Origin of the sequence: Aeromicrobium sp. CTD01-1L150 (assembly GCF_041951745.1) — a bacterium.
Lineage (GTDB): Bacteria > Actinomycetota > Actinomycetes > Propionibacteriales > Nocardioidaceae > Aeromicrobium.
Window position 1 is genome coordinate 216,760 of record NZ_CP169555.1, and the last position, 24,697, is coordinate 241,456.

28 protein-coding genes and 1 riboswitch are annotated in these 24,697 nt (G+C 70.3%); of the genes, 14 read left to right on the forward strand and 14 right to left on the reverse strand.

The features are described 5' to 3' along the window. Positions 1–19: 19 nt before the first annotated feature. From ACEVFP_RS01040 to ACEVFP_RS01050, 3 genes are all read right to left on the reverse strand, one after another. Positions 20–1,342: a VWA domain-containing protein gene (locus tag ACEVFP_RS01040; protein ID WP_375001489.1), complete on the reverse strand. Its 1,323-nt coding sequence runs from the start codon at positions 1,340–1,342 to the stop codon at positions 20–22. 73 nt (positions 1,343–1,415) lie between these two features. Continuing rightward, positions 1,416–1,763, reverse strand: coding sequence for an SIP domain-containing protein (locus ACEVFP_RS01045; RefSeq protein ID WP_375001490.1), 348 nt, complete (start codon positions 1,761–1,763; stop codon positions 1,416–1,418). Between the two features lie 55 nt (positions 1,764–1,818). Continuing rightward, a complete protein-coding gene (locus ACEVFP_RS01050; protein WP_375001491.1) occupies positions 1,819–2,322 on the reverse strand; it encodes a Dps family protein in 504 nt (167 codons plus the stop codon). A gap of 171 nt (positions 2,323–2,493) precedes the next feature. On the opposite strand from ACEVFP_RS01050, the gene ACEVFP_RS01055 reads away from it, so the two are divergent. Continuing rightward, entirely contained in the window at positions 2,494–3,465 is a 972-nt protein-coding gene (locus ACEVFP_RS01055) for an oxidoreductase (protein ID WP_375001492.1), read from the forward strand. Positions 3,466–3,472: 7 nt separating this feature from the next. Here the strand turns inward: ACEVFP_RS01055 and ACEVFP_RS01060 are convergent, their stop codons facing one another. Next, positions 3,473–4,360 carry a phosphotransferase gene (locus ACEVFP_RS01060; protein ID WP_375001493.1) on the reverse strand — a complete coding sequence of 296 codons (888 nt, stop codon included), beginning with the start codon at positions 4,358–4,360 and terminating at the stop codon, positions 3,473–3,475. Between the two features lie 123 nt (positions 4,361–4,483). Here ACEVFP_RS01060 and ACEVFP_RS01065 point away from each other — a divergent pair, with 123 nt between their 5' ends. Next, positions 4,484–4,912, forward strand: a complete 429-nt coding sequence (locus ACEVFP_RS01065) for a PaaI family thioesterase (protein ID WP_375001494.1) — start codon at positions 4,484–4,486, stop codon at positions 4,910–4,912. 34 nt (positions 4,913–4,946) lie between these two features. Here ACEVFP_RS01065 and ACEVFP_RS01070 read toward each other — a convergent pair whose 3' ends face one another. After that, a complete protein-coding gene (locus ACEVFP_RS01070; RefSeq protein WP_375001495.1) occupies positions 4,947–5,285 on the reverse strand; it encodes a UBP-type zinc finger domain-containing protein in 339 nt (112 codons plus the stop codon). Between the two features lie 122 nt (positions 5,286–5,407). On the opposite strand from ACEVFP_RS01070, the gene ACEVFP_RS01075 reads away from it, so the two are divergent. From ACEVFP_RS01075 to serA, 3 genes are all read left to right on the forward strand, one after another. Further along, positions 5,408–5,836 carry a hypothetical protein gene (locus ACEVFP_RS01075; protein ID WP_375001496.1) on the forward strand — a complete coding sequence of 143 codons (429 nt, stop codon included), beginning with the start codon at positions 5,408–5,410 and terminating at the stop codon, positions 5,834–5,836. Continuing rightward, positions 5,833–6,588: an SDR family oxidoreductase gene (locus ACEVFP_RS01080; RefSeq protein WP_375001497.1), complete on the forward strand. Its 756-nt coding sequence runs from the start codon at positions 5,833–5,835 to the stop codon at positions 6,586–6,588. Before ACEVFP_RS01075 ends, ACEVFP_RS01080 begins: the two co-directional genes overlap by 4 nt. A gap of 6 nt (positions 6,589–6,594) precedes the next feature. Further along, positions 6,595–6,689, forward strand: a riboswitch (ZMP/ZTP riboswitch). Between the two features lie 40 nt (positions 6,690–6,729). Beyond that, entirely contained in the window at positions 6,730–7,986 is a 1,257-nt protein-coding gene (gene serA, locus ACEVFP_RS01085; protein ID WP_375003741.1) for a phosphoglycerate dehydrogenase, read from the forward strand. Here serA and ACEVFP_RS01090 read toward each other — a convergent pair. From ACEVFP_RS01090 to ACEVFP_RS01110, 5 genes are all read right to left on the reverse strand, one after another. Further along, positions 7,931–8,788, reverse strand: a complete 858-nt coding sequence (locus ACEVFP_RS01090; protein ID WP_375001498.1) for an NAD-dependent protein deacetylase — start codon at positions 8,786–8,788, stop codon at positions 7,931–7,933. The genes serA and ACEVFP_RS01090 overlap by 56 nt on opposite strands. Beyond that, positions 8,781–9,314 carry a DUF1697 domain-containing protein gene (locus ACEVFP_RS01095; protein ID WP_375001499.1) on the reverse strand — a complete coding sequence of 178 codons (534 nt, stop codon included), beginning with the start codon at positions 9,312–9,314 and terminating at the stop codon, positions 8,781–8,783. The genes ACEVFP_RS01090 and ACEVFP_RS01095 overlap by 8 nt, the downstream gene beginning before the upstream one ends. 47 nt (positions 9,315–9,361) lie before the next feature. Beyond that, complete coding sequence (locus tag ACEVFP_RS01100) at positions 9,362–9,616, reverse strand: GlsB/YeaQ/YmgE family stress response membrane protein (protein WP_375001500.1); 255 nt, start codon at positions 9,614–9,616, stop codon at positions 9,362–9,364. A 118-nt stretch (positions 9,617–9,734) separates the two neighbouring features. After that, positions 9,735–10,748: an NADP-dependent oxidoreductase gene (locus tag ACEVFP_RS01105; RefSeq protein WP_375001501.1), complete on the reverse strand. Its 1,014-nt coding sequence runs from the start codon at positions 10,746–10,748 to the stop codon at positions 9,735–9,737. A 97-nt stretch (positions 10,749–10,845) separates the two neighbouring features. Further along, positions 10,846–12,918, reverse strand: a complete 2,073-nt coding sequence (locus ACEVFP_RS01110; protein WP_375001502.1) for an FAD-dependent oxidoreductase — start codon at positions 12,916–12,918, stop codon at positions 10,846–10,848. A 30-nt stretch (positions 12,919–12,948) separates the two neighbouring features. Between ACEVFP_RS01110 and ACEVFP_RS01115 the strand changes: the two genes are divergently transcribed. Next, complete coding sequence (locus tag ACEVFP_RS01115) at positions 12,949–13,191, forward strand: SCO4848 family membrane protein (RefSeq protein ID WP_375001503.1); 243 nt, start codon at positions 12,949–12,951, stop codon at positions 13,189–13,191. Here ACEVFP_RS01115 and ACEVFP_RS01120 read toward each other — a convergent pair. Then, on the reverse strand, positions 13,148–13,684 hold the full coding sequence (locus ACEVFP_RS01120; RefSeq protein WP_375001504.1) for a PadR family transcriptional regulator: 537 nt from the start codon (positions 13,682–13,684) through the stop codon (positions 13,148–13,150). The genes ACEVFP_RS01115 and ACEVFP_RS01120 overlap by 44 nt on opposite strands. Before the next feature lie 107 nt (positions 13,685–13,791). On the opposite strand from ACEVFP_RS01120, the gene ACEVFP_RS01125 reads away from it, so the two are divergent. From ACEVFP_RS01125 to ACEVFP_RS01150, 6 genes are read left to right on the forward strand one after another with little or no spacing between them, the layout of a single operon-like run. Continuing rightward, positions 13,792–14,070, forward strand: coding sequence for a YciI family protein (locus ACEVFP_RS01125; RefSeq protein ID WP_375001505.1), 279 nt, complete (start codon positions 13,792–13,794; stop codon positions 14,068–14,070). A 32-nt stretch (positions 14,071–14,102) separates the two neighbouring features. Then, entirely contained in the window at positions 14,103–14,972 is an 870-nt protein-coding gene (locus tag ACEVFP_RS01130) for an ABC transporter substrate-binding protein (RefSeq protein WP_375001506.1), read from the forward strand. Next, positions 14,933–15,829, forward strand: a complete 897-nt coding sequence (locus ACEVFP_RS01135) for an amino acid ABC transporter permease (RefSeq protein ID WP_375001507.1) — start codon at positions 14,933–14,935, stop codon at positions 15,827–15,829. The genes ACEVFP_RS01130 and ACEVFP_RS01135 overlap by 40 nt, the downstream gene beginning before the upstream one ends. Then, positions 15,826–16,593, forward strand: coding sequence for an amino acid ABC transporter ATP-binding protein (locus ACEVFP_RS01140; RefSeq protein ID WP_375001508.1), 768 nt, complete (start codon positions 15,826–15,828; stop codon positions 16,591–16,593). Before ACEVFP_RS01135 ends, ACEVFP_RS01140 begins: the two co-directional genes overlap by 4 nt. A 34-nt stretch (positions 16,594–16,627) precedes the next feature. Continuing rightward, the gene (locus ACEVFP_RS01145; RefSeq protein WP_375001509.1) at positions 16,628–17,644 is read left to right on the forward strand and encodes an alpha-hydroxy acid oxidase; all 1,017 of its coding nucleotides are present in this window, start codon (positions 16,628–16,630) and stop codon (positions 17,642–17,644) included. A gap of 9 nt (positions 17,645–17,653) precedes the next feature. Next, a complete protein-coding gene (locus ACEVFP_RS01150; protein ID WP_375001510.1) occupies positions 17,654–18,667 on the forward strand; it encodes an adenylate/guanylate cyclase domain-containing protein in 1,014 nt (337 codons plus the stop codon). Here the strand turns inward: ACEVFP_RS01150 and ACEVFP_RS01155 are convergent. Beyond that, positions 18,642–19,763 carry an NAD(P)-binding domain-containing protein gene (locus ACEVFP_RS01155; protein WP_375001511.1) on the reverse strand — a complete coding sequence of 374 codons (1,122 nt, stop codon included), beginning with the start codon at positions 19,761–19,763 and terminating at the stop codon, positions 18,642–18,644. The two genes, ACEVFP_RS01150 and ACEVFP_RS01155, sit on opposite strands and share 26 nt — an antisense overlap. 63 nt (positions 19,764–19,826) lie before the next feature. Beyond that, positions 19,827–20,660 carry an alpha/beta fold hydrolase gene (locus tag ACEVFP_RS01160; RefSeq protein WP_375001512.1) on the reverse strand — a complete coding sequence of 278 codons (834 nt, stop codon included), beginning with the start codon at positions 20,658–20,660 and terminating at the stop codon, positions 19,827–19,829. Positions 20,661–20,780: 120 nt separating this feature from the next. On the opposite strand from ACEVFP_RS01160, the gene ACEVFP_RS01165 reads away from it, so the two are divergent. Continuing rightward, positions 20,781–21,911 (forward strand): CaiB/BaiF CoA transferase family protein, encoded by a 1,131-nt coding sequence (locus ACEVFP_RS01165; RefSeq protein ID WP_375001513.1) that lies wholly within the window; start codon positions 20,781–20,783, stop codon positions 21,909–21,911. After that, positions 21,908–23,050: an acyl-CoA dehydrogenase family protein gene (locus ACEVFP_RS01170; RefSeq protein WP_375001514.1), complete on the forward strand. Its 1,143-nt coding sequence runs from the start codon at positions 21,908–21,910 to the stop codon at positions 23,048–23,050. Before ACEVFP_RS01165 ends, ACEVFP_RS01170 begins: the two co-directional genes overlap by 4 nt. Here ACEVFP_RS01170 and ACEVFP_RS01175 read toward each other — a convergent pair. Then, the gene (locus ACEVFP_RS01175; RefSeq protein WP_375001515.1) at positions 23,013–24,551 is read right to left on the reverse strand and encodes an MFS transporter; all 1,539 of its coding nucleotides are present in this window, start codon (positions 24,549–24,551) and stop codon (positions 23,013–23,015) included. The genes ACEVFP_RS01170 and ACEVFP_RS01175 overlap by 38 nt on opposite strands. Positions 24,552–24,697 lie beyond the last annotated feature (146 nt).

Here is a 24,697-nt window from a genome sequence, read left to right on the forward strand (position 1 = left end):
ATCACGTCTGCAGCACCGGTCAGTTCCCGCGGCTCTCCTCGTAGATCCGGCGGCGCTCGCTGGTGCCTTCCTCCCAGATGTCCCTGCGCAGCTCGCTCCCCTCGGCCCAGACGTCCTTGCGGATGGTCGTGAAGTGCTCCCACAGGTGCTTGCGGATCGTCATCGAGCGTTCGCGGATCGTGGCGCGCAGGGCTCGGACGTCGTACTCGACGACCTTCTCCAGGTCGTCGGCGACCGTCCGGAGGTCGTCGGCCTCCCCGGTGGCCAGCAGACGGCTCCTGTCGCGCAGCTCGGCGGCCTCTGTGCGGGTCGTGTCGCGTTCCGTGGCGATCGTGGTGCGGCTCCGGTCACGCCACTCAGCCCACTGGACACGCAGCTCATCGGCCTGCGCGCGCATGAGCCGGCGGAGGTCGTCGCCGCTGTCGGCGCCGTGGTAGAAACCGTTGCCGGCGTCGGCGATGTCCCTCAGGGCCTGCTGCTCGGCGTCGCGCACGTCGAACCCGATGATGTTGACGACGGCCTCGGCGTCGGTGTCCACCAGGGCCTCGGCGGCCGCCACCGGGTCGCCGCCGCAGGTCTCCTCGCCGTCGCTGACGACGTAGACGACGTTGCGGGCGCTGTCGCTGTCGGGGAGATCCTGCATCGCCTCCTCGATCGCCAGGGCGATCGGCGTGAAGCCGGTGGGCTCGAAGGCGTCCAGGGCGTCACTGAAGTCGTCCTCGTCGAAGGGGCCGAGCGGGTAGACGGCCTCGGTGGTCGAGCAGGAGCGTTCCTTGTCCTTCTGCTGGTTGCTGCCGGTGTGACCGTAGGCGCGCAGCGAGACGTGGGCACCCTCGGGTACCTGGGAGATGAAGCCCTCGACCGCCTGCTTGGCGAGCTCGATCTTGGGCCGGCCGTCCACCTGGCCGCGCATGCTGCTGCTCGCATCGAACAGCACCAGGAGGTTGAGCGGGGCGACCGCGGGGGCCTCGACATCGGTGGATCCGTCGGGTCGCTCCCCGGGATCGGTGAACTCCATCTCGAAGGTGTCGAGGTACTCCTGGTAGGGGCGGTAGTCGACGGCTCCGAGGTCCAGCAGCGTGTGGAAGAGCTCCTCCCCCTCCAGATCGTCGTCCTCGACCCGCTCGGCGAGCTCGGCCACGACGTCCGCACGGTCCTGGGCGGCGTCCATCCGGCCTGGCTCGGCGCGCAGCAGCTCGGCCACGTCGTGGGTAGCGAACCGGGCGAGATCGGCCCCGTCGTCAGAGCCGTCGCCGTCGCCGGCCTCGGAGGAGGAACAACTCGCCAGGGAGAGGACGAGGGCGCAGACGGACGTTCCCAACCACGTCGGGTGGCGTCCCATACGATCCCCTTCCCCTGCGGACGTGGGGGCCGAGTGTAGGAGACCCTGCGGCGCGTTGTCGACCGTGAGGGACTCAGGTCAGCTCGACGAGCGTGCGCAGGTCGTGGCACCGTGCATCGGTCGGCACACCGGAACGGGCGCCCAGCCAGATGGTGACCGACCGGGTGGGGTCCGGCTCGTGCGGCAGCCACTCCGCGACCCACGTCGAGACTGCCTCGTCGAGACGGCTGACCCGCTGGACGGTGACGCGCGACGGTGCGCTCAGGGTGCGGCTCGGCACATCGGGGTCGTCCTCGAGCAGCACCTGGCCGTAGGCGTCCGCGGGCAGCATGTCGAGCACACGCTGGATGGCGGGGCGTTCTTCAGTCGTTCCGGCGACCAGCACGTGCTGCAGGGGAGTACGACGGCGATGGGACCTCACATGGTCAGTATAGGCTTACCTACCCTCACCGTGTGCGGGATGTGACTGACCGCACTCAGGCTGCGACGTGTGCCTGCAGCAGCCAGCGGTCCTTGGTCAGGCCGCGCTCGATCTCGATGGCGACGTCCTGGCTGCTCAGGTCGATGTCGTCCAGGCCGTTGACGGCGGCGCGCACGGTGACGAGCGCTGCATCGACCTGGGCCACGACCTCGGCGACGGTCTGTTGGTAGGGCTGGAAACCGTCGGTGAGGGTCGGCAGCGTCGACTTGGCGGCCACCGTCTCCAAGCGGGAGTCGAGCGGCAGCCCGAGGGCGACGATGCGCTCCGCGGCGGTGTCGGCGAAGTCCTGGGCGTGCGCGACGAGGTCGTCGAGCAGCTCGTGGACGCCGGCGAAGCTGCCGCCGCGCACGTGCCAGTGGGCCTGCTTGCCGTTGACGACGAGCGCCTCGAGGTCGTGGACGACAGGGGTGAGGAACTGTGCAGCTCCGGCAGCGACGTCGGGGGTGGTCGCGAGCGCCGAGGGTGCCTCGGTGGTGGGGGTCTGGGTGGTGGGGGACATGGGTTCAGCTCCTGGATCGAGGTGTCTCTGATGGTCTACAACGCTCAGAGTTCCCTGTTATTCCAGTCTTCGCAATGAAGAACAGGCTCGCCTAAAGCAGGCTAGGCGGCCCTGTCCGCCGTGGGTGAACAGCTCTGTCCCCATGGTGGTCGGCCGTGGTTGGGTGAACGGATGGCAGACGTTCTGGTCCTGGGTGGGACGGCCTGGCTGGGCCGCGAGGTGGCGCGGCAGGCGGCACAGGCAGGTCATGCGGTGACGTGTCTTGCGCGGGGCGAGTCCGGGCCCGTGCCGGACGGCGTGCGGTCGGTGCGGACCGACCGAGGTGAGTCGGGCGCCTACCAGGAGGTCCAGCAGGACTGGGACCTCGTCGTGGACGTCACCCGCCAGCCCGGCCACGCCCGCGACGCAGTGGCGGCGTTGGGGTCTCGGTCCCGACGCTGGACGCTCATCTCCACCGCCAACGTCTACGCCGACCTCTCGATCCCCCTGCACGAGGACGCTGCGCTGCGTGACCCGCTCGATCAGGACGTGTCGACGCCCGAGACGTACGGCGAGGGCAAGGTCGCCTGCGAGCAGGCCGTGACGGCGCTGCCCCACCACCTCGTGCTCCGGGCCGGTCTCATCGTCGGTCCAGGTGACCCGTCCGACCGCGGCGGCTACTGGGTCTCGCGATTCGCCCTCGCCGGCGACGAGCCGGTGCTCGTGCCCGACCTGCCAGGTGCGTCGGCCCAGGTCGTCGACGTCCGGGATGTCGCGGCGTTCGTGCTCGGGGCGTCGCTCGCAGGAGTGCAGGGAGTCATGAACGTCGCGGGGAACGAGCTCGATCTCGCCGACTTCGTGGCCCGGAGCGCGGAGGTCGCCCGTCACACCGGGACGCAGGTGCCGGTCGCCGGAGGCTGGCTCACCGCGCACGACGTCCAGCCGTGGACCGGTGAGCGATCGTTGCCACTGTGGCTCCCCGAGGGCTTCGCCGGCATGTGCCGGATGTCGACCGCGCGGGCACGAACCGCCGGGCTGCGCCCCCGCTCGCTGCGCGAGAGCCTGGAGGACGTGCTCGCCGACGAGCAGGCCCGCGGGTTGGAACGCTCACGCAAGGCCGGTCTGGAGCGTGCCGACGAGCTCGACCTGCTCGCCCGCGTCTGAGACTGGATCAGTCCGCGACCGCGGCCAGGTTCGTGAGCGTGGAGGCCAGCAGGACGTCCAGCCGGGAGTCGTGCGCGTAGGAGGCCACGGTGGCCAGCATGAACACCGCCAGGGTGCGGGCGCGCAGCACCGTGTCGGCGTCGGCGTCGCCGTACTCGCGCCAGAACGCCGGCCGGTGCTCCGGGAGCAGGGAGCTCCAGGCGAAGGAGAGGTCGACGCAGCGGGGTGCGGCGCACACGTCGCCCCAGTCGATGACGCCACTGGCCAGGCCGTCGGCGTCGACGAGCACGTGGCGCGCGTACAGGTCGCCATGGGTCGTGACGGGTGGCGCATCGCAGGGCCCGAGCGCCTCGGCCTCATCGAGGAGAGCGTCGACCTTCGGCAGCGGACCCACGAGCCGGGCGTCGGCGAGGCCGGCCAGGAGGCGGCGTGCCCGGGCCGCCCGGTCGGCGGCGTCACTGCGCCGCAACGGGTCGACGGGCAGCGATGCGTCGACGGGCAGGTCGTGCAGGGTCCGCAGGAAGCGGCCCATCGTCTCGGCCACCTGCGCGACGTCGGCGTGCTCGCTGACCGCCAGCTCGGTGCCGGGCAGGGCCCGTGCGCCCCAGAAGGGCCACGGCGGCTCGCCCGTGGTGCCGTGATGCTCGGGGACCGGGATCGGCAGCGGGAGGGTCTCGGCCAGCCGGGGCAGGTGGGCGAGCTCGCGCTCGACCCCGGGCAGTGCCATGGCCCGGCGGGGGAAGCGGAACAGCCACGCGTGGTCCACCGAGATGATCGTGTTGTCCCACCCGGAGGCGACCTGGCGGACGTCGTCGCCGGCCAGACCGAGTGCGCGCACCGCCTCGGCGGCCTCCTCCTCGGAGACCTCCCGCTCGGGTCGCCACGGACTTCCCATGGCGCAAGCATGCCGCAGCGTGAGACCGCTGGCTATGCCTCGTCCACGGCTCGAGGTGTCGTGGACGCAGCCTGGTGGGGCCCGTCGAGCCGATGCCGCGCAGGTCACCGCTAGTCTCACGCCATGAGTGAGATCCCCGGCCTGGATGGTGTGCTCGGCGTCGAGCACGTGGACCTGAACCCCGACAAGGTGGTGGTGAGGTTCACCATCACCGACCAGCACCTGCAGCCCTTCGGCATTCCCCACGGCGGCATCTACTGCTCCGTGCACGAGTCGACAGCCAGCCTGGCGGGTCAGATGTGGCTGGGCGAGAAGGGCGTCGTCGTCGGCACCAACAACTCCACGGACTTCATCCGTCAGGCCAAGGCCGGGGACACCATCACCGTCACCGCGACGCCCATCCACCGGGGGCGAACCCAGCAGCTGTGGCACCTGGACTCCCTCGGTCCGGAGGGCAGGCTCATCGCCCAGGGGCAGGTGCGTCTGGCCAACCTCGACCAGCCGGTCCCGCCCGAGGCACTCGCACGGTTCGGCCTGTCCGCCAAGGACTGAGCCGGGCCGCGTCGTGCCGGACGTCGCGACCGGCTCAGCGGTGGATGAGGCTCCTCCAGTTGTCCGGCACCGCGCCGGCAGGCCCGGGAACCGGCTGCTCCTCGGGACGGCTCGACGGCGGGGCGAGCGCGGGCCCGTGTGAGGTCTCCGCCGAGACGAAGTCGTGGAACCAGTCCTCGCCAGGCTCGAAGCTCGCCATGACGCGGTGGCCCGTGGCGTCGTAGTGGGCCCTCGCGTGCTGCCCGGGCGAGGAGTCGCAGCAGCCCACGTGACCGCATGCCACGCAGCGTCGCAGGTGCACCCACCAGCCGCCAGCCTGCAGGCACTCCACGCATCCCGTACCGCTCGGTGGGACCTGCGGATCAATCTCCATGCGGTCTGCCCTCCTCGCATCCACCGACGTCCCTCGCGTCCACGATGACACAGGCCTCCCCGGCCACACCCGGCTCGCACGCCGCGCTGTCACGTTCTGCGGGGCCGCGTCGTCAGACGGGCATGACAATGACGATGCGCACCGCGGCCGTGGGGATCCTGACCGCATCCGCCCTCTACGTGGGTGTGTGGGCGACCGGCTGGCCCCGCGAGTTCTACGACAGCTTCCCGGGACTGCACCGGGTGTGGGTGGCGGTCGACGGCCCGTTCAACGAGCACCTGGTCCGCGACGTGGGAGCCCTCTACCTGGCGCTCGCCGTCGCCGGTCTGCTCGTGCTCGCCTGGCGTGGTGCTCGCGAGACGATGCTCCTGGGTGCCGCGTGGACCACGTTCTCGGTCCCGCACCTCCTCTACCACCTGCACCACCTCGACGAGCTGGAGCTGATCGACCAGGTCGGCAACGTCGTCGCGCTCGGCGGCACGCTGCTGCTGGCAGTGGTGTTGCTCGTCCCGGTACGCCGCGGCCGGGACGTCGCCGAGGAGCAGTCGTGAGGATCGTCGTCGCGGGAGCCTCCGGGGTGGTCGGCCGGCACGTCGTGCGCACTGCGGAGCTGGGCGGCCACGACGTCGTGCCGCTGTCGCGCGCGAGTGGCGTCGACCTGACGTCGGGCCGTGGTCTGGTCGAGCGGCTCGAGGGCGTCGACGCCGTGATCGACTGCCTGGGTCCGATCAGCCAGCGAGCCGGTGTGGTCGCCGAGTTCTTCAAGACCACGAGCGGGCACCTGCTCGAGGCCGGGGCAGAGGCGGGCGTGGGGCACCACGTCACGCTGTCGATCGTGGGCATCGACGAGGTCCCCACCGGCTACTACCGGGGAAAGCTGGCCCAGGAGAGAGCGGTGCGTGGATCAGGACGCCCGGCGACGATCCTGCGGGCCACGCAGTTCCACGAGTTCGCGCGACAGATGACCGAACGGGCCCGCCTCGGCCCGCTCGTCATGGCGCCAAGGATGCTCTCGGCGCCGATCGCCGCTGCAGAGGTCGCCGAGGCGCTGGTCGACCTCGCGGCGCGCCCTCCGAGCGAGCGGACCCTCGAGATCGGGGGACCGGAGCAGCTGTCGATGGTCGACATGGTGCGTGACGTCGCCCGGTCCGACGGACTGCGAGCCGTCGTGCTGCCGGTGCCCCTGCCCGGAGGCGGGCCCGCCGCCCGGTCCGGCGCTCTGGTGCCGCGCGATCCGTGGCGGGTGGGACGTCAGCGGTTCGAGGAGTGGCTGCCCACCTCGCGGACGGGACCGGCCCGCTAGACTGAGCCTCGTCGGCGCGACTGGCGTTGAGGTGGACACCACCAGGGAGCACCGACGACTGGCCGAGATCGACTTCGGGACCGTTCGCCTGGGCCCCGCGTCAGCCCCCACACCGCTGACCGGAGGAGACCCAGCATGATGATGACCATGAACACCGACGACCGCGCGCTCTCCGCGACCACGACGCTGCAGGACGGTGACGTCCGTGTGCTCCTGCTGGAGAACATCCACGCCGACGGCCGCGACTTCCTGCGCGGCAAGGGCTACTCCGTGGAGACCCGCGACGGGGCGCTCGGCGAGGCCGAGCTCATCGAGGCCGTCCAGGGCGTCCACCTGCTGGGCATCCGCTCCACCACCTACCTCACCGAGAAGGTCCTGGAGAACGCGCCCGACCTGCTGGCCGTCGGCGCCTTCTGCATCGGCACCAACCAGATCGACCTGCCGGCCGCCACCGAGCGCGGTGTGCCCGTCTTCAACGCGCCGTACTCCAACACCCGCTCGGTGGTGGAGCTCGCAATCGCCGAGATCATCTCGCTGGCTCGACGCCTGCACGAGAAGTCCACGGCCATGCATGCCGGTGTGTGGAACAAGTCTGCCGCCGGCAGCCACGAGGTCCGGGGCCGCACGCTCGGCATCGTTGGCTACGGCAACATCGGCAGCCAGCTCTCGGTCATCGCCGAGGCTCTGGGCTTCAAGGTGGTCTTCTACGACATCGACGACAAGCTCGCGCTCGGCAATGCCAGGCGCTGCTCGACGTTGGAGGAGCTGCTACGGACCTCCGACGTCGTGACGCTGCACGTCGACGGTCGACCCGGCAACGCCGGACTGTTCGGGGACGAGCAGATGCGTCTGATGAAGCCACGAGCGCTCTTCCTCAACCTCAGCCGCGGCATCGCCGTCGACCCTGCAGCACTCCGGGAGCACCTGGAGTCCGGTCACATCGCCGGTGCGGCCGTGGACGTCTTTCCCGTCGAGCCCAAGCGCCAGGGTGATCCGTTCGAGTCCGAGCTGCGTGGAGTCCCCAACGTCATCCTGACACCGCACGTCGGCGGTTCCACCGAGGAGGCGCAGCAGGACATCGGTCGGTTCGTGGCCTCCAAGCTACGCTCGTACGCGGCGTTCGGCAGCACGTCGCTGAGCGTCAACTTCCCGGAGATGAACCTGCCGGCCGACGACTCACGCACTCGGCTCGCCCTTGTGCACCGCAACGCGCCGGGCGTGCTGGCACGCATCAACGGACTGCTCGGCGAGCACGACGTCAACCTGGAGGCACAGTCGCTCGCGACGCGTGGCGAGATCGGCTACGTCGTCACCGACGTCGGCTCGCCGGTGACCGCCGACGTCATGGCCGAGCTGGCGAGCCTGCCGGAGACGGTGCGCCTGCGTCAGCTGAGCTGAGCAGTCCGGCGCGCAGCGCCATCAGGGTCTCGCTGCACCCGGCGTCGACTCGCAGCGTGGCCAGGTCGTCACCGCGGGTCGGTCCGCGGTTGACGATGGCCACGGGTGTGCCGGCGGAGCGCGCCCGGCGTACGAACCGAAGCCCGGACATGACGTGCAGGCTCGAGCCGACCACCAGCACGGCGGCGGCGTCGTCGGTGAGTGCGTAGCATCGTTGCACCAGGTCCTTGGCGACGTTCTCCCCGAAGAAGACCACGTCCGGCTTGAGCCGGCCCCCGCAACGCTCGCAGTCGGCGACGACGAAGGTCTCGGTGCGCTCGATGACGACGTCCCCGTCGGGCGCCAGTGCGACCTCCTGGTCCGACCAGCCCGGGTTGAGCGCGTCGAGACGTCGCTGCAGGCGGGTGCGGGCAGTCACGTCACGACAGTCCAGGCACACGACACGGTCGATCCGGCCGTGCAGGTCGATGACGCCGGGGTGTCCGGCGCGGGTGTGCAGGCCGTCGACGTTCTGTGTGATGAGCCCTGAGAGCAGTCCCGCGGCCTGCAGCGAGGCCACCGCGTGGTGCCCGGGATTGGGTTGCGCGCCACCCATGCGTGCCCAGCCGACGTGCGAGCGTGCCCAGTACCGTCGGCGGTTGTCGCGTGAGGCGATGAACTCCTGGAACGTCATCGGGGTGCGCGGTGGAGATCCGGGACCGCGGTAGTCGGGGATGCCGGAGTCGGTCGACACGCCGGCCCCGGTGAGCACGAGCACGTCACCGCGGCCGATCAGCTCGGTGAGCCGTCGCAGATCAGCCACCGGAGAGCTCCATGAGCCTGCGCACCGTGGCCACGTTGCGTCCGGTGCCGTGGTGGCCGAGCAGCTTCTTGACGCGAGCCGGGGTGATCCGGCTTCCGGCGGCCCCGTCCGCGTAGCGGATGTGCAGGTCGCGGCCGACCACCCGGACCTCGTCACCGCCCCAGTCGGTGTCCTCGAAGGCCCGCACCGCCTCCGGGTCCGGGGCCTGGAGCAGGAAGTAGACGTGGGAGAACTTCGGTTCCAGGACCTCGAACGGATGGGCGGCGAGGGCGTCCCGCAGGTCGGTGGGTGAGCGCGAGACCACCTCCCGGAAGAAGCCGAACCGTTGCTCGACGGCTCGCTCCAGCGCCCGGTCGAACGCCGCCCAGTCCTCCGGGGAGCCACCCGGGGGCGTGCACATCAGGTTGCCGGAGGCGATGTACGTGCTGACGTCGCCGGCACCGAGGTTGGTGGCCAGCGCACGCAGCTCCGCCATCGGCAGCCGTGCCCCGCCCACGTTGACCGCCCGCAGCAGGTGCACCCTCATGGGCGTCAGCATCTCGCGCGATCGGTGGGAGCCGGCACGTCCGCCGATCAGCTGCGGGCGGAGAACTGTCGGTAGATGAGCAGCGCGACGATGGCGCCGATGACCGACATGACGAGCCCGCTGGTGTTGAAGTCCAGCACGCTGCTGTCGGAGAACAGTGATCCGATCATGCCGCCCACGAAGGAGCCGACGACACCCAGGATGATCGTCGCGATGATGCCCATCGGGTCTTTCCCGGGGACGAGGAATCGAGCCAGCGCGCCGGCGATCAGTCCGACGATCAGCAGGGTGATGATGCCCATGGTGGTGTCCTTTCGCGGGTTCCTGGACTCACGTTAGTGGGTGTCGGTCCCAGCGCACGCCGACCCGATCGGCGAGTCACGCCCAAGCCCGGGGGCATGTCAGTGCGTCGGGACGTGCTCAGCTGACCTTGATGAGGAGCTTGCCGACGTTCCGCCCCGCGAGCAGACCGCGGAAGGCGTCCACGGCGTTCTCCAGACCCTCGACGACGTCCTCGCGGTACCGGATCGTGCCATCGGCCACCCATGGTGTCATGTCACGACGGAAGGCCTCGGTGTGGGTGGGGGCGAACTCGTCCTGGATGAATCCGCGCACGGTGAGGCTGCGGGTGAGGACGAGGTTCATGAAGGATGGAAAGCCCAACGCCGAGTCGGGGGCCGACGTGGCGTTGTAGTTGGCCACCAGTCCACACACCGGCACTCGTCCGTAGGTGTTCATCCGCCGCAGCACCGCCTCGCCGACCGGGCCGGCGACGTTCTCGAAGTAGACGTCGACGCCGTCCGGTGTGGCGGCCCTCAGGTCGTCGGTGAACGTTGCGGAGCGGTGGTCGAGCGCGACGTCGAAGCCGAACTCCTCGGTCAGCAGCCGCGTCTTGTCCGCGCCACCGGCGATGCCGACGGCTCGGGCACCCTTGAGCTTGGCGATCTGCCCGACGGCCGAGCCGACGGGTCCGGCAGCCGCCGCGACGACCACCGTCTCGCCCTCGGCGGGACGGCCGATCTCCAGCAGGCCGGCGTACGCGGTGAACCCGGGCATCCCGAGCACCCCGAGGGCGGTCGAGACGGGGGCGGCGTCGGGGTCGAGGCGACGCACCTGGCGGGCGTCGACGACGGCATGCGTCTGCCAGCCGGTGTAGGCGAGCACGAGGTCCCCGGGAGCGCGCTGGGGCACCGTGGACTCCAGCACCTCGCACACGGTCTGACCGAGCACGACGTCGCCGATCTCGAGCGGGGCGGCGTAGGAGCGGGCCTCGCTCATCCGTCCGCGCATGTAGGGATCGAGCGACAGGTACACCGCGCGCACCAGGATCTGTCCGTCCTGCAGCTCGGGCAGCTCGACCGTGGTGGTCTCGAAGTCGTCGTCCTGCGGCTCGCCGACGGGTCGGCGGGCCAGTCGGATCTGGGTGGTCTGCATCGGTGATCTCCTGAGGGTCGGTTTGCGCTCCATGGTTTCCTGCAGCTCCTCCGGTCTGCATACCGGGGTGAGCGGGTGAAAGCCGGGGTGGAGGACGTCAGATCGTCGCAGCGAGCTCGGTGGCCTGCTTGATGGCGCGCTTGGCGTCGAGCTCGGCGGCGACGTCGGCACCGCCGATCACGTGAGTGGTCACGCCTGCGGCCGTCAGCGGCTCGGCGAGCTCGCGCACCGACTCCTGCCCGGTGCACAGCACGACGGTCTCGACCGCGAGGGTCAACGGCTCGCCGACGGTGTCCTTCTCGCCGGCGTGGACGCGCACGTGCAGGCCGTCGTCGTCGATGCGCTCGTACGTGACGCCCTTGATCATCTCGACGCCGGAGTCCTTGAGGGTCTGGCGGTGCACCCAGCCGGTGGTCTTGGCCAGACCCTTGCCGAGCGAGGTGTGCTTGCGCTGCAGCAGATGGACCTGTCGGCGTGGCGGTGCGGCCACCTTGGTGGTCAGTCCGCCGCGTTCCAGTGCCGGGTCGGCGACGCCCCAGCGCTGCTGCCACTGCTCCAGCGACTCGTGCGGGTCGTGCAGCAGGAACTCGCTCACGTCGAACCCGATGCCACCGGCACCGAGCACCGCCACCGACTGCCCGACGGGTGCACCGTTGATCACCTCGTCGTAGCGCAGGACGCTCGGGTGGTCGACGCCGTCGATCTCCGGCACGCGGGGCCGCACGCCGGTCGCCAGCACCACCTCGTCGAAGGCTCCTTCGCCGGTACTCCCGCCGATCAGGTCCTCGAGGCCGGCCCGTCGTCCCAGGTGCACGCTCACGCCGCGAACCTCGAGCATGCGCGTGTAGTACCGCAGCGACTCGACGAACTCCTCCTTGCCGGGGATGCGCGCGGCGAGGTTGAACTGCCCTCCGATCGTCTCGTCGGCCTCGAACAGCTCGACGTCGTGCCCGCGCCCGGCCAGCTCGACGGATGCCGCGAGACCGGCCGGCCCTGCCCCGACGACGGCGACGCGCTTGACGGAGCGGGTGGGCAGCAGCACCAGCTCGGTCTCGTGCCCGGCGCGTGGGTTGAGCATGCAGGTGGCGCGCTGGTTCTTGAAGGTGTGGTCGAGGCAGGCCTGGTTGCAGGCGATGCACGTGATGATCTCATCGCTGCGACGCTCGGCCGCCTTGGCGACGAGGTCCGGGTCGGCCAGCAGGGGGCGCGCCATGGAGATGAGGTCTGCCTGCCCGTCGGTGAGGATCTGCTCGGCCACCTCGGGGGTGTTGATGCGGTTGGAGGCGACGACGGGGACGTCCACCGCCTCGCGCAAGCGCCCGGTCAGGGGCGCGAACGCGGCCCGCGGGACCGAGGTGACGATGGTGGGGATGCGGGCCTCGTGCCAGCCGATGCCGGTGTTGATGATCGAGACGCCCGCCTCCTGCAGGCCGACCGCGAGCTCGACGGTCTCCTCCCACGACTGTGCGTCGTCGACGAGGTCCAGCAGGCTCTGGCGGTACATGACGATGAAGTCGTCGCCGACGAGCTCACGCGTGCGCCGGACGATCTCGAGCGGGAACCGCATGCGCTTGGCAGCGGTGCCGCCCCACGCGTCGGTGCGGGTGTTGGTGCGGGCGGTGATCATCTGGTTGATGAGGTAGCCCTCGGAGCCCATGATCTCCACGCCGTCGTAGCCGCCGCGTCGGGCGAGGGCGGCCGCCTTGGCAAAGTCGGTGGCGGTGCGGTCGATCTCCTTGGCGCTGAAGGACCGGGGCCGGAACGGGCTGATCGGGCTCTTGCGACGCGACGCGCTCTTGACGAAGGGGTGGTACCCGTAGCGGCCGGCGTGCAGGATCTGCATCGCGATCTTGCCGTCGTGCTCGTGCACGGCATCGGTGACGACGCGGTGCGCATCGGCGAACGCCCCGTTGTTCATGGTGCCGCCGAACGGCAGCAGCCAGCCGGTGCGGTTGGGGGAGAACCCACCGGTGACGCTGAGCGCCACACCGCCCTTGGCGCGCTCGGCGAAGTAGGCGGCGAGCTTGGGCAGGTCCTTGCGGCGGTCCTCCAGCTTGCTGTGGATGGAGCCCATGATGACCCGGTTGCGCAGGGTGGTGTGCCCGAGGTCGAGCGGGCTCAGCAGGTGCGGGTACTCCGGGTGGTCAGGCTGGGTGAAGGGGCTGGTCATCGCTGGTGTCCTCCGTGATGGACTGATCCGGTGATCTCGAGGTTCTCGGCATGGGTGCTGGTGGTGGCCGGTGTGTTCAACGTCGTCATCTGGCCACGTTTCGCGCGGGCGATCGTGGCCGACGAGCGGGCCTGGTCCGGTGCGGCGTGGGACAGCGCCCCGACGTCGTTCCTGTGGGTGCACGCGGCGCTCATCGGCACGGCCATGACCCTGGGCGTCTGGGTGCTCGTCATCGGGATCCGAGCCGTTGCAGGATCTCGTCGCACCAGGTGATCTGGGTCTGCTCGGCGAGGATGCCGCCACGCAGCACCAGCCAGGCGCCGAGCTGGTCGTCGCTCACCGCGTCGGGGTCGGGGTAGAACCGTTCGGCGCTCTGTGCGTAGAGGACGAGCTGGGCGACGTGGTGCTCGCGGCGCCTGCGGACGTCGGCCACGACGGCGTCGCGGTCACCGAACGGTAGTGCCCTGACCTTGACCGCCAGTGCGCTGCGCAACGCCTCCGGGGCCGTGGGCGTGCGGGTGAAGTCGGCGAGCTCGGTGCGACCGGCGGCCGTGATGGCGTAGACCTTCTTGTCCGGGCGGCCGTCCTGCGCCACCAGGTGTGACTCGACGAGCTTGTCGGCCTCCATGCGCGCGAGGACCTTGTAGATCTGCTGGTGGCTGGCCTTCCAGAAGTGGCCGATGGACGCGTCGAAGCGCCGGGCGAGGTCGTACCCGCTGGCGGACTTCTCCGCGAGCGAGACGAGGATCGCGTGCTCCAGGGCCATGGCCCGGATCGTAGTATGCAACTAGTTGCAATGCAACGATGCGCACTGACCGTCCGTGGAGCGGACGACCCACCCGTCCGGCTCGTCGGGCTCCCTAGAGTTCGACCATGGCCCACTTCGTCGTCAGCTATGTCTACTCCGCCCCCGAGTCCGATCTCGCACCACTGCGTGCGGAGCACCGCGACTACCTCGCCGAGCTCGAGGAGCTCGTCATCGCCGGTCCCGCGGACCAGGGTCGGGGCGGGCTGCTGGTGCTGCGCGCCGACACCGTCGAGCAGGTCGAGGCGCTCGTCGCCGCGGACCCGTTCGTGACGGCCGGGTTCGTGGGTGAGCGCATCATCCGCGACTGGAAGCCGGTGCTGGGCCCACTGCTCGAGCACGTCTGAGCCGCCGGGGGGTGGAGGTCTAGGATTCGCTCATGCGCCTGACTCCCCTCGCCGCGGCCGCCTCGGCTGCCGTGCTCGTCCTCGCCACTGCCTGCGCCCCCGCTGACGAGGAGTCCGACGACGTCGCGTCGGCGGAGCTGCCGGACCTCTCGGAGTGCCAGGCGCAGGATCTTCCCCTGTACGAGGACGGCACCCTGACCATCGCCACCGACGCACCGGCCTACGAGCCATGGTTCGTCGATGACGACCCCAGCAACGGCCAGGGCTACGAGGGCGCCGTCGCGCGCTCGGTGGCCGAGCAGCTCGGCTTCGCCCCCGAGGACATCACCTGGGTGACGCAGGGATTCAACGAGGCGGTCAAGCCCGGTGCCAAGGACTTCGACTTCGACATCAACCAGTTCTCCATCACCAGCGACCGCGAGAAGATCGTCGACTTCTCCGCCCCGTACTACAAGGCGCAGCAGGGTGTCATCGCGTTGCAGGACTCCGACGTCACCGGCGCCACGAGCCTTGACGACCTCGCCGACGCCCAGCTCGGTGCGCAGGTCGGTACGACGTCGCTGGAGGCGGCCGAGCAGATCGAGTCCGCTGCCGACCCGCTCGTCTACGACGACACCTCCAAGGCGGCGCAGGCGTTGCAGAACGGCCAGGTCGACGCGATCATCGCTGACGTGCCGACGGCCTACTACCTCGTCGCCGCCGAGCTCGAGGACGCCGCCATCGTGGGCCAGTTCGAGCCACGCACGGGTGAGTCGGAGCAGTTCGGGCTCCTGCTGGACAAGGACTCAGAGCTGACCCCGTGTGTCAGCGCGGCGGTCGTCGCGCTGACCGAGGACGGCACGCTCGCCGACCTGCAGCAGGAGTGGCTGTCGGAGGCCACCGACGTGCCGGCGCTGGACTGACTGTCCTGAGCACCATCCACACGCCCAGTGAGCGGCAGCTGGAGCGGGAGCGGTACCGCCGCAACCGGGCCCTGCGCCGCGGCACCGTCGCCGCTGTCTCGACGATCGTGGTGTTCGTGCTGCTCGCCCTCGTCGTGCTCAACGCACCCGGCTGGGAACGGGTGCAGCGTACGTTCTTCCACTGGCCCGACGCGCGTGAGTCCGCGCCCCAGATCATCGAGGCCTTCTGGCTGAACGTCCGCTTGTTCCTGGTGGCCGAGGTGATCATCCTGGCCGTCGCCCTGGCGGTGGCCGTCGTGCGCGTCGTGCCGGCACCGGCCCTCGCGCCCATCCGGCTGATCGCCACGGTCTACACCGACGTCTTCCGCGGGACCCCCACGCTGCTCGTCGTGCTGCTGGTCGGCTTCGGCGTCCCGGCCCTCAACCTCACGGGTCTGCCGACCAGCCTGTTCTGGCTCGGCATCATCGCGTTGTCCCTGAGCTACGGCGCCTACGTGGCCGAGGTGATCCGAGCGGGCATCCTGTCGGTGCACCCGACCCAGTGGGCCAGCGGCAGGGCGCTGGGGCTGTCCTACGGGCGCACGCTGCGTCACGTCGTGCTGCCCCAGGCACTGCGACGGGTGACGCCGCCGCTGCTCAACGACTTCGTCTCCTTGCAGAAGGACACCGCGCTGCTGTCCACGATCGGACTCGTGGAGGCGCTGCGGCAGGCCAACATCATCGCCAACCGGGACTTCGTCTTCACGCCCCTCGTGGTGACGGCGGTCATCTTCGTGGCAGCCACCGTCGTGCTGGCCCGGTTCGCGGACTGGCTGACGGTGCGTTCGCTGCGCCGCGAGAGCGGGGTCGTGCGATGAGCCCCCTCGAGGCGGGAGCGCCGGGAGGTGGGCGGCCGATCCTGCAGGCCGCGGGCGTGCGCAAGTCGTTTGGCAGTCATGACGTGCTGCGCGGCATCGACCTGGAGGTGGCCGCCGGCGAGGTGGTCTGTCTCATCGGTGCCTCCGGCAGCGGCAAGTCGACGCTCCTGCGCTGCCTCGACCTGCTGGAGCAGGTCGATGACGGCGAGGTGTGGCTCGACGGTGTGGAGATCACCGACCCTCGGGTGGAGGTCGACGAGGTCCGCCGCGGCATCGGGATGGTCTTTCAGGCCTACAACCTCTTCCCGCACCTGTCGGTCCTGCAGAACCTCGTGCTCGGACCTACGAAGGCGGCCGGCGTGTCGCGGTCCGAGGCCCGCGAGCGGGCCTTCGTCCTGCTGGAGCGGGTGGGTCTGGCGGACAAGGTCCACGCCTACCCGGACTCCCTGTCCGGGGGTCAGCAGCAGCGGGTCGCGCTGGTCAGGGCACTCGCGATGCGTCCGCGCCTGATGCTCCTGGATGAGATCACCTCCGCGCTGGACCCGCTCCTGGTGGGCGAGGTCCTCGACGTCGTCCGTGGGTTGCGCAGCGATGGCATCGCCGTCGTCATGGCCACGCACGAGATGGCCTTCGCCCGCGACGTCGCCGACCGTGTCGTCTTCCTGGCCGACGGGGCAGTGGTGGAGGACGGAACGGCCGCGCAGGTCCTCACCGCCCCGCGGGACGAGCGCACCGTGGCCTTCCTGGAGCGCTTCCACGCCTGAATCCTCAGGATCGGCAGACACTAGGGTGGAGCTCGTGGAGGACGACCTGCTGGCACTGCTCGGTGAAGGCGCCCACGGCTACTTCGCCGGCGGCGCCGGGGACGAGATCACGCTCCGCGAGAACGAGGAGTCCTGGAGCCGGCTGCGGCTCGCCCCGCGGGTCCTCGTGGACGTCGCCGAGCGCGATCCCTCGGTCACCCTGCTCGGTCGTCGCCGCAGCCCTCTGCTCGTCGCCCCGATGGCCTACCAGAAGCACGTGCACCCTGACGGCGAGCTCGCCTCCGCCCGCGCGGCGGCCCGCACGGGCACCGGGTACGTGCTGTCGTCGCAGACCACGACACCGCCCGCTGACGTGGCGGCGGCTCTCGGAGAACGTGGCGGCTGGTTCCAGCTGTACGTCTTCGGCGACCGTCAGGTCTCCCTCGACCTCGTGGCCCAGGCACGCGAGTCCGGCTTCGAGGCGCTGGTCCTGACGGTCGACTTTCCCGTGGCCGGCTGGCGCGAGCGCGACAAGCGGACCGGCTTTCGCATCGAGCACCCCGTCGCGCTCAATCCCGACGGACCGGCGCTCACCACCGAGCAGCTCTTCGCCATGCACGACCCGAGCCTCACGTGGGACGACGTCGCCGAGCTCGCACAGGTGGCCGGGATGCCGCTGCTGGTCAAGGGTGTCCTGCGACCTGACGACGCCGAGCGTGCCGTCGACGCGGGCGTGGCAGGCATCGTGGTCTCCAACCATGGTGGCCGACAGCTCGACACGGTGCTCACCGGCGCGCAGGCCCTGCCGCCGGTGGTGGAGGCCGTCGCGGGCCGCGCGGACGTGCTGGTCGACGGCGGCGTGCGCCGCGGCTGGGACGTCGCCAAGGCGCTGGCGCTGGGTGCCGATGCGGTGCTCGTCGGCCGTCCGGTCCTGTGGGGCATGGCCACGGGCGGGCAGGACGGAGCGGCGGCGGTCCTGGACCAGCTGCACGCCGAGCTCGACTCGACCCTCGCGCTGCTCGGCGTCCCCCGGGCAGAAGATCTGGACACCTCAGCACTGACGGGCCGCTAGCATCGGATGGTGGACGACGACGAACAGCTCGCATTCGACCCGAGCCTGCTCATCGGCGTCGCGCACGACTTCCTCTTCGACGGTCAGCCGACACTCACCCAACGACAGGTCGCCGAGAAGGCAGGGGTCGACCTCGAGGACGCCAACGACCTGTGGCGCTACCTCGGCTTCTCCGTCGTCGGTGACGACCAGGTGGCCTTCTCCGAGGCTGATGTCGAGGCCATCAAGGTCACCGAGCGCCTCGCCGAGCTCGGCGTGGTCAGTCCCGACACGATCGGGCAGTTCGTGCGGTCGGTCGGCCGCAGCTTCTCCCGTCTGGCCGACTGGCAGGTCCGGGTGCTGCTGTCGGCGCTGTCCGACGCCGAGGGTGAGGACGGGCCGCCGCTCGACGTCGTCGCGGAGGTCATCCCGCTGGTGGAGCAGGTGCATTCCTACGTGTGGCGCAGGCACCTGCTGGCCGCGGCGAGCCGTATCGCGATGCGGACCGCGCAGGAGGAGACGTCGGGACCCACGACCGTCGGGTTCGTCGACATCGTCGGGTACACCTCACGCAGCCGCCAGCTGAGCACCCGTGACCTCGCGGAGCTCGTGGAGCACTTCGAGAGCGTGGTGACCCGGCTCGTCGTCGACGCGCGCGGCGAGGTGGTCAAGACGATCGGCGACGAGGTGCTGTTCACGATCGAGGATCCCGAGCCGGCGGCCGAGGCCGCACTGGCCCTGGTGGAGCGCGGAGACGACGAGGACGACCTGTTCCCCCACGTGCGCGTCGGGCTGGCGTACGGACCTGTGCTCGCCCGCCTCGGTGACGTCTACGGCCCGGTCGTCAACATCGCCTCACGCCTGACGTCGGTGAGCCGGCCCGGCCGGGTGCTCGTGGACGGTGAGCTGTCCGCCGTCCTGCGTGACCGCGACGCCGAGCGCGAGGAGCCCAGGTACCGGCTGCGCCGCACGCGACGGATCTCCGTCAAGGGGTATGAGCACCTCGAGGCCTGGGCGCTCAAGCCTGCGCGGCCACGGGAGTGAGCGACCTCAGGTGCCGCCGTACGCCCAGTGCGGCGAACCGCCCGCCGCGGTTGGCCCCGATCGTGGAGGCGCTGGGTCCGTAGCCCACCATCTGCACCCGCGGATCAGCGACCGCCGTCACCCGGTCCAGCTGGATGCCTCCCAGGGGTGAGCGCAGGGCGAGCGGCGCGAGGTGGGCGACGGCGGGCCGGAACCCGGTGGCCCACAGGATGACGTCGACGGGTTCGTGGGTGCCGTCGGTCCAGCTGACCCCCGTGGGTTCGATGCGATCGAACATCGGCAGGTGTCCTCCTCGGCCCGTGGCCCCGGACCCCCGCCGGGGCCGGTAGGCGCCGAGCCGGGCCGCTTCGGCCTCCTGGGGTCGCAGCATCAGGCCCGTGACGCTGACGACGCTGCGCGGCGGCAGTCCTTGGCGGACCCGCTCGGTGACCATCGCCACTGCCTCACGTCCGGCCTCAGGATCGAAGGGCTCCGTGCGCCAGACGGGTTCGCGGCGCGTCACCCACAGCGTGTCGGTCACCGGGCGCAGCTGGCCGAGGAACTGCACGGCTGATGCGCCACCGCCGACCACCAGGACGCGGCGGCCGCGAAAGTGCTCCGCGCCGGGATACTGCACGGTGTGCAGCTGCTCGCCGCGGAACGTCTCCGCGCCCGGGTAGCGGGGCACGAAGGGCTGCGTCCACGTGCCCGTGGCGTTGACGAGGGTCCGGGTCAGCCAGTGCGCAGTGGTCTGCCGCCCGGGTCCCGCCGAGGCGGATGCTTCGACGCGTAGCACGCCGTCCTCGTCGTGAACCGTGCTGACGTGCACCGGCCGGACGATGGGCAGGTGGTGCTCGTGCTCGTAGGCGGCGAAGTACGCGGGCACGAAGGTGTTGGCCCGCTCGCCATCGGCCGCCGGGGGCACCGGTGAGCCGGGGAGGTCGGCGACCCCGTGGACGTCGCTCATCGTCAGGTCGTCCCACCGGTGCTGCCAGGCGCCGCCGGGGCCGTCGTCGGCATCCAGGACGACGTGCTCCAGGCCCAGTCGCTGCAGGTGGTACGACGACGACAGCCCGGCCTGGCCGGCGCCGATCACGAGACTGTCGAGAACCTCCACGTCCGGGTCAACGCCGGCTGGTGCCGAGGTATGCCTGCCTGACGCCGGCCGCCTCTGGTGGGCTCAGCGGGCGAGTGCCGGACGCTGACCCTCGGCGATGGTCTGCTCGATGAGTCGGACGACGAGCTCGGGGTCGTCGGCCATCGGGACGTGCCCGGCGCCGGGCAGCGGCTCGTGCCGGGCGTGGGGCAGGCGGGCCCGGGCGGTGCCGGCCTGGGCGTACGGGAGCAGACGATCCTTGGTGCCCCAGGCAACGGTCACCGGCGCCGGTACCTGATGGTCGAAGCGGTAGGTGATGGCTGCGGCGGCGGTGCGCTCGAACGCCGTGGCGTGCTTGAGCGCCAGCGAGTCGCCGTAGGTGGCCTCGGCGTCATGGCGCTCGGGGTGGGCGTACAGCGGCAGACCGATGATGCGCCGTCCGAGGGGTGTCTCCGCCAGGCGGCGCAGGACGACCTTGGGCGTGACGAAGGCCAGCAGCCGCATCAGCAGGAGTGGGATGAGCGCCTGGAGCCGGTTGAGCGGTCCGAAGAACCCGGCCGGGCTGAGTGCCGTGACCGACGAGGCGAGTCCGCGGGAGCCGAGCTCGAGGGCGATGGCGCCGCCGAGGGAGTTCCCGACGACGTGCGGCTTGCTGATCCCCCATTGCTCGAACTGGGTCAGCAGATGGTCGCAGGCGTTGTCCATGGAGTAGACCACCTCGCCGGCGAAGGCGGGAGACTGGCCGAACCCGGACAGGTCGGGCGCGATGACGTCGTACCGCTCGGCGAGCCGGTCGATGACCGGCTCCCAGGCTTGTCTGCGGTGACCGATGCCGTGCAGGAGCACGACCGGGACGGCACCCTCGGGACCGCGGCGGGTGTAGGCGAGATCGGGAAGCACGAAGGGATCATGCCACATACCGACAGTATCTGACCATCGCGAGTGACCGTCTCGACATTGTGACAGTCTTACTGTCACAATTGTGGTGTGACGATCCAATCCCAAGCGAACTCGCCCAGAACCGGTCCCCTGCACGGCGTGCGCGTCGTGGAGATCGTCGGCATCGGTCCCGGCCCGTTCGCCGCGATGCTGCTGGCGGACCTGGGCGCCGAGGTGGTGCGGGTGCATCGCCCGGGCGGCTCGGGCCTACAGCTCGGCGCGCCCGAGCAGGACCTCCTGGGCCGGGGCCGGCCGTCGGTCGCGCTCGACCTGAAGGACCCGCGTGGCGTCGAGACCGTGCTGCGGCTGGTCGAGCGGGCCGACGTCCTGCTCGAGGGCTTCCGACCGGGAGTCACCGAGCGACTCGGCATCGGTCCCGAGGACTGCCTGGCCCGCAATCCAGCCCTCGTCTACGGCCGGATGACCGGCTGGGGCCAGGACGGACCGCTCTCCCAGACGGCCGGCCACGACATGAACTACATCTCCGTGGCCGGGGCGCTGGACTCCCTCGGGCGACGTCCGGACGACGCGCCGGCCTTCCCGATGAACCTGCTGGGCGACTTCGGCGGCGGGTCCATGTACCTGGTCGCCGGCGTCCTCGCCGCCCTCCTGAGCGCGCGTGCCACGGGCGAGGGCCAGGTGGTGGACGCCGCGATCACCGACGGCACCGCGCACCTCATCACGATGGCGGTCTCGATGCAGCAGGCCGGCCTCTGGGACGGTCGTCGTGGCACCAACCTGCTCGGGGGCGCCGCCCCGTTCTACGACGTCTTCCGCACCGCGGACGATCGCTGGATGTCCGTCGGTCCGCTGGAGTCGCAGTTCTTCGAGGCATTCGTCGAGCTCATGGGGGGCGGCCTGCCCGACCAGTACGACCTGGCCCAGTGGCCGGCCCTGCGTGAGGCGCTCGCTGAGCGGTTCGCGCAACGTACGCAGGCGGAGTGGGTGGAGGTCTTCGACGGCACCGATGCCTGTGTCCACCCGGTGCTGCCGCTCGAGGAGGCCTACGAGCACCCGCACAACGTCGCACGCGGGACGTACGTGGAGCACCACGGCGTGACGCAGCCGGCGCCCGCACCGCGGTTCAGCCGCACCCCGGCCGGACTCGGCACACCGCCGGTCGCACCCGGCGCCAACACCCGAGAAGCACTGGCCGCCTGGGGCATCGACGACGTCGAGTCCCTGATCGCCGACGGCATCGCCGTCCAGACTGAAGAGGACCCCACATGAAGCGCACGATCTTCGACGCCGACCACGACAGCTTCCGCGACACCGTCCGGACCTTCTGCGAGAAGGAGATCGCCCCGCACCACGAGCAGTGGGAGAGCGACGGGATCGTCCCGCGTGAGGTCTGGGCGAAGGCCGGGGACCTCGGCCTGCTGGGCTTCATGGTCCCCGAGGAGTTCGGCGGCGGTGGCATCGAGGACTTCCGCTACAACGCGATCCTCTCCGAGGAGATCACCCGCGTCGGCGCGAGCGGCATCGGGTTCGTCATCCAGACCGACCTCGTCTCCGGCTACCTCCTCTCCTACGCCTCGGACGAGCAGAAGGCGCGCTGGTTCCCGAAGTTCTGCAGCGGTGAGCTCATCACGGCGATCGCCATGACCGAGCCGGGCACCGGCTCGGACCTGCAGGGCATCAAGACTCGTGCCGTCCTGGAGGGTGATGAGTACGTCATCAACGGCTCCAAGACCTTCATCACCAACGGCATCAACGCCGACCTGGTGCTCGTGGTCTGCCAGACCGATCCCGACGCCGGGGCCATGGGTTTCTCGCTCATCGCGGTCGAGCGGGGGACGCCGGGCTTCGAGCGGGGACGCAACCTGGACAAGATCGGCCTGAAGGCGCAGGACACCGCGGAGCTGTTCTTCGAGGACGTGCGGGTGCCCGCCTCCAACCTGATCGGTGAGCCCGGCCAGGGGTTCATCTACCTCATGGAGAAGCTGCCCCAGGAGCGGTTGTCGATCTCCGTGGTCGCCGCAGCCGCCTGCCGGGCCGCGCTCGACCTGACGCTGGAGTACGTCAAGGAGCGCAAGGCCTTCGGCAAGCCGATCGGCTCCTTCCAGAACAGCCGGTTCGTGCTCGCGGAGCTGGAGACCGAGGCGCAGATCGCGCAGGTCTTCGTCGATGAGTCGATCACCCAGCACAACCGCGGCGACCTCACCGTCTCCGACGCCGCGATGGGCAAGTGGTGGACCACCGAGCTGCAGAAGAAGACCGTCGACAAGTGCCTGCAGCTGCACGGCGGGTACGGCTACATGAGCGAGTACCCCATCTCCAAGGCGTACCTCGACACCCGCATCCAGACGATCTACGGCGGGACCACGGAGGTCATGAAGGAGATCGTCGGGCGCAGTCTGGGGCTGTGACCTCGGCGGCCTGCGGGGGCAGGGCGTGATCGACGGCGCCCTCCAGCGTGGGCGACGTCGGGTGTGACTCCAGGCCACGAGCCTTCGCCGCGGCCATGATCGACAGCACGGTCCCGACCAGCCCGACGACGCACAGCAGCCCCATCGCCATGCCGAAGCCGGCGATGACGGCCCAGGGTGGATCGCCGTCCGGCAGGGTGGCCTGGAGCACAGCCTGTCCGAGGTCGGAGGACATTCCGACCGTCAACAGCGTGAGGGCCAGTGCCAGGCTGAGGACGTTGCCGGTGCTCTGCATGGCCAGGCGCATGCCGTTGACCACGCCGAGGCTGGAGTCCGGGGTTGCCTCGAGCAGCGAAGTGGCGTTGGACCCGATGAAGAGCCCCGTGCCGACGCCCATCAGGACCAGGCCGGCGACCAGGAGGCCCTCGTGCCCGATGAGCATCGAGCCGGTCAGCACGAAGATGCCGAGCTGGCCGATCACGGCTCCGCCCGCCAGGATCTGACGCGAGTTGAATCTGCGTGACAGCCAGCCCACGCACAGGGACCCGAGGATGCTCCCCGCCGGCATCGGCAGCAGCAGAGCAGCGGTCTCGAAGGGGCGCAGACCCATGGGCCCTTGCAGGTACAGGCTCACCAGCACGATGGCGGGGAAGCGGCCGGCGCTGAGGAAGAACCCTGCGAGGAGCAGCAACCCGATGCCCCCGGTGCGCAGCGTGGCCATGTCGACGACGGGGTCCTTGCTCCGTCGCTCGGCCAGGGCCAGAAGGGGGAGCAGGGCCGCGGCCACCAGCAGGCTCCCGTAGACGAACGGGCTCGCCCACCCGAGCTCGGCGACCATCGAGATGCCGATCGTCGCCAGCGAGATGAAGGCGACGACCAGCAGGTTGCCGGGCAGGTCAAGGCTGGTCGGCGGTCTCTCGCCGCGACGATGTCGCAGCAGGAAGTATCCGAGAGCGAGTGCGACGAGGCCGATCGGGACGTTCATCCAGAAGACCCAGCGCCAGTCGGCGACCTCGAGCACGACTCCGGCGGCGATCGGTCCGATGAGGCTCGCCACCGGGAACGAGGCCGCGTACAGCCCCATGGCCGTCCCGAGCGATGCGCGGGGGAAGGTCGAGTGGATGAGGGTGGCGCCGTTGCCCAGCAGGACGGCGCCGGCGAGTGCGGCGAGGATGCGAAGACCGATGAGCCAGTCGACGCTCGGCGCCAGTCCGCAGGCCAGGCTCGAGAGCACGAAGACGGCGAGCGCGGCGAGGTAGAGGACTCGCTGGTTCACGATGTCGCTGATCCGTCCGAACAGCAGCAGGCACGCGGTGTTGGCCACCATGTATGACAGCAACAGCCAGCTCGCCTCGACCTGGCTGGCGTTGAAGTGCCGGGTCAGGGAGGGGAGCGCGACGTTCACCGTGCTCGTGTTGAGCCCGATCAACATGCTGACGACGCACACGACGAACAGGGTCGACCACGCTGCGGCGGTGGCGCCGGATCGACCTCTGTTCACAGAACCTCCAAATAGAACTCAATTCTAAAACAATATTCGGCCAGAAGTCGAGCCGAGTTGCGCGTCCGTCGTGGCCGCGGGATCGAACAGTCCCGATGTGACCCTTGACACAAGGTGTCCGCCGCTGGATGATCGAGCCATCCTAG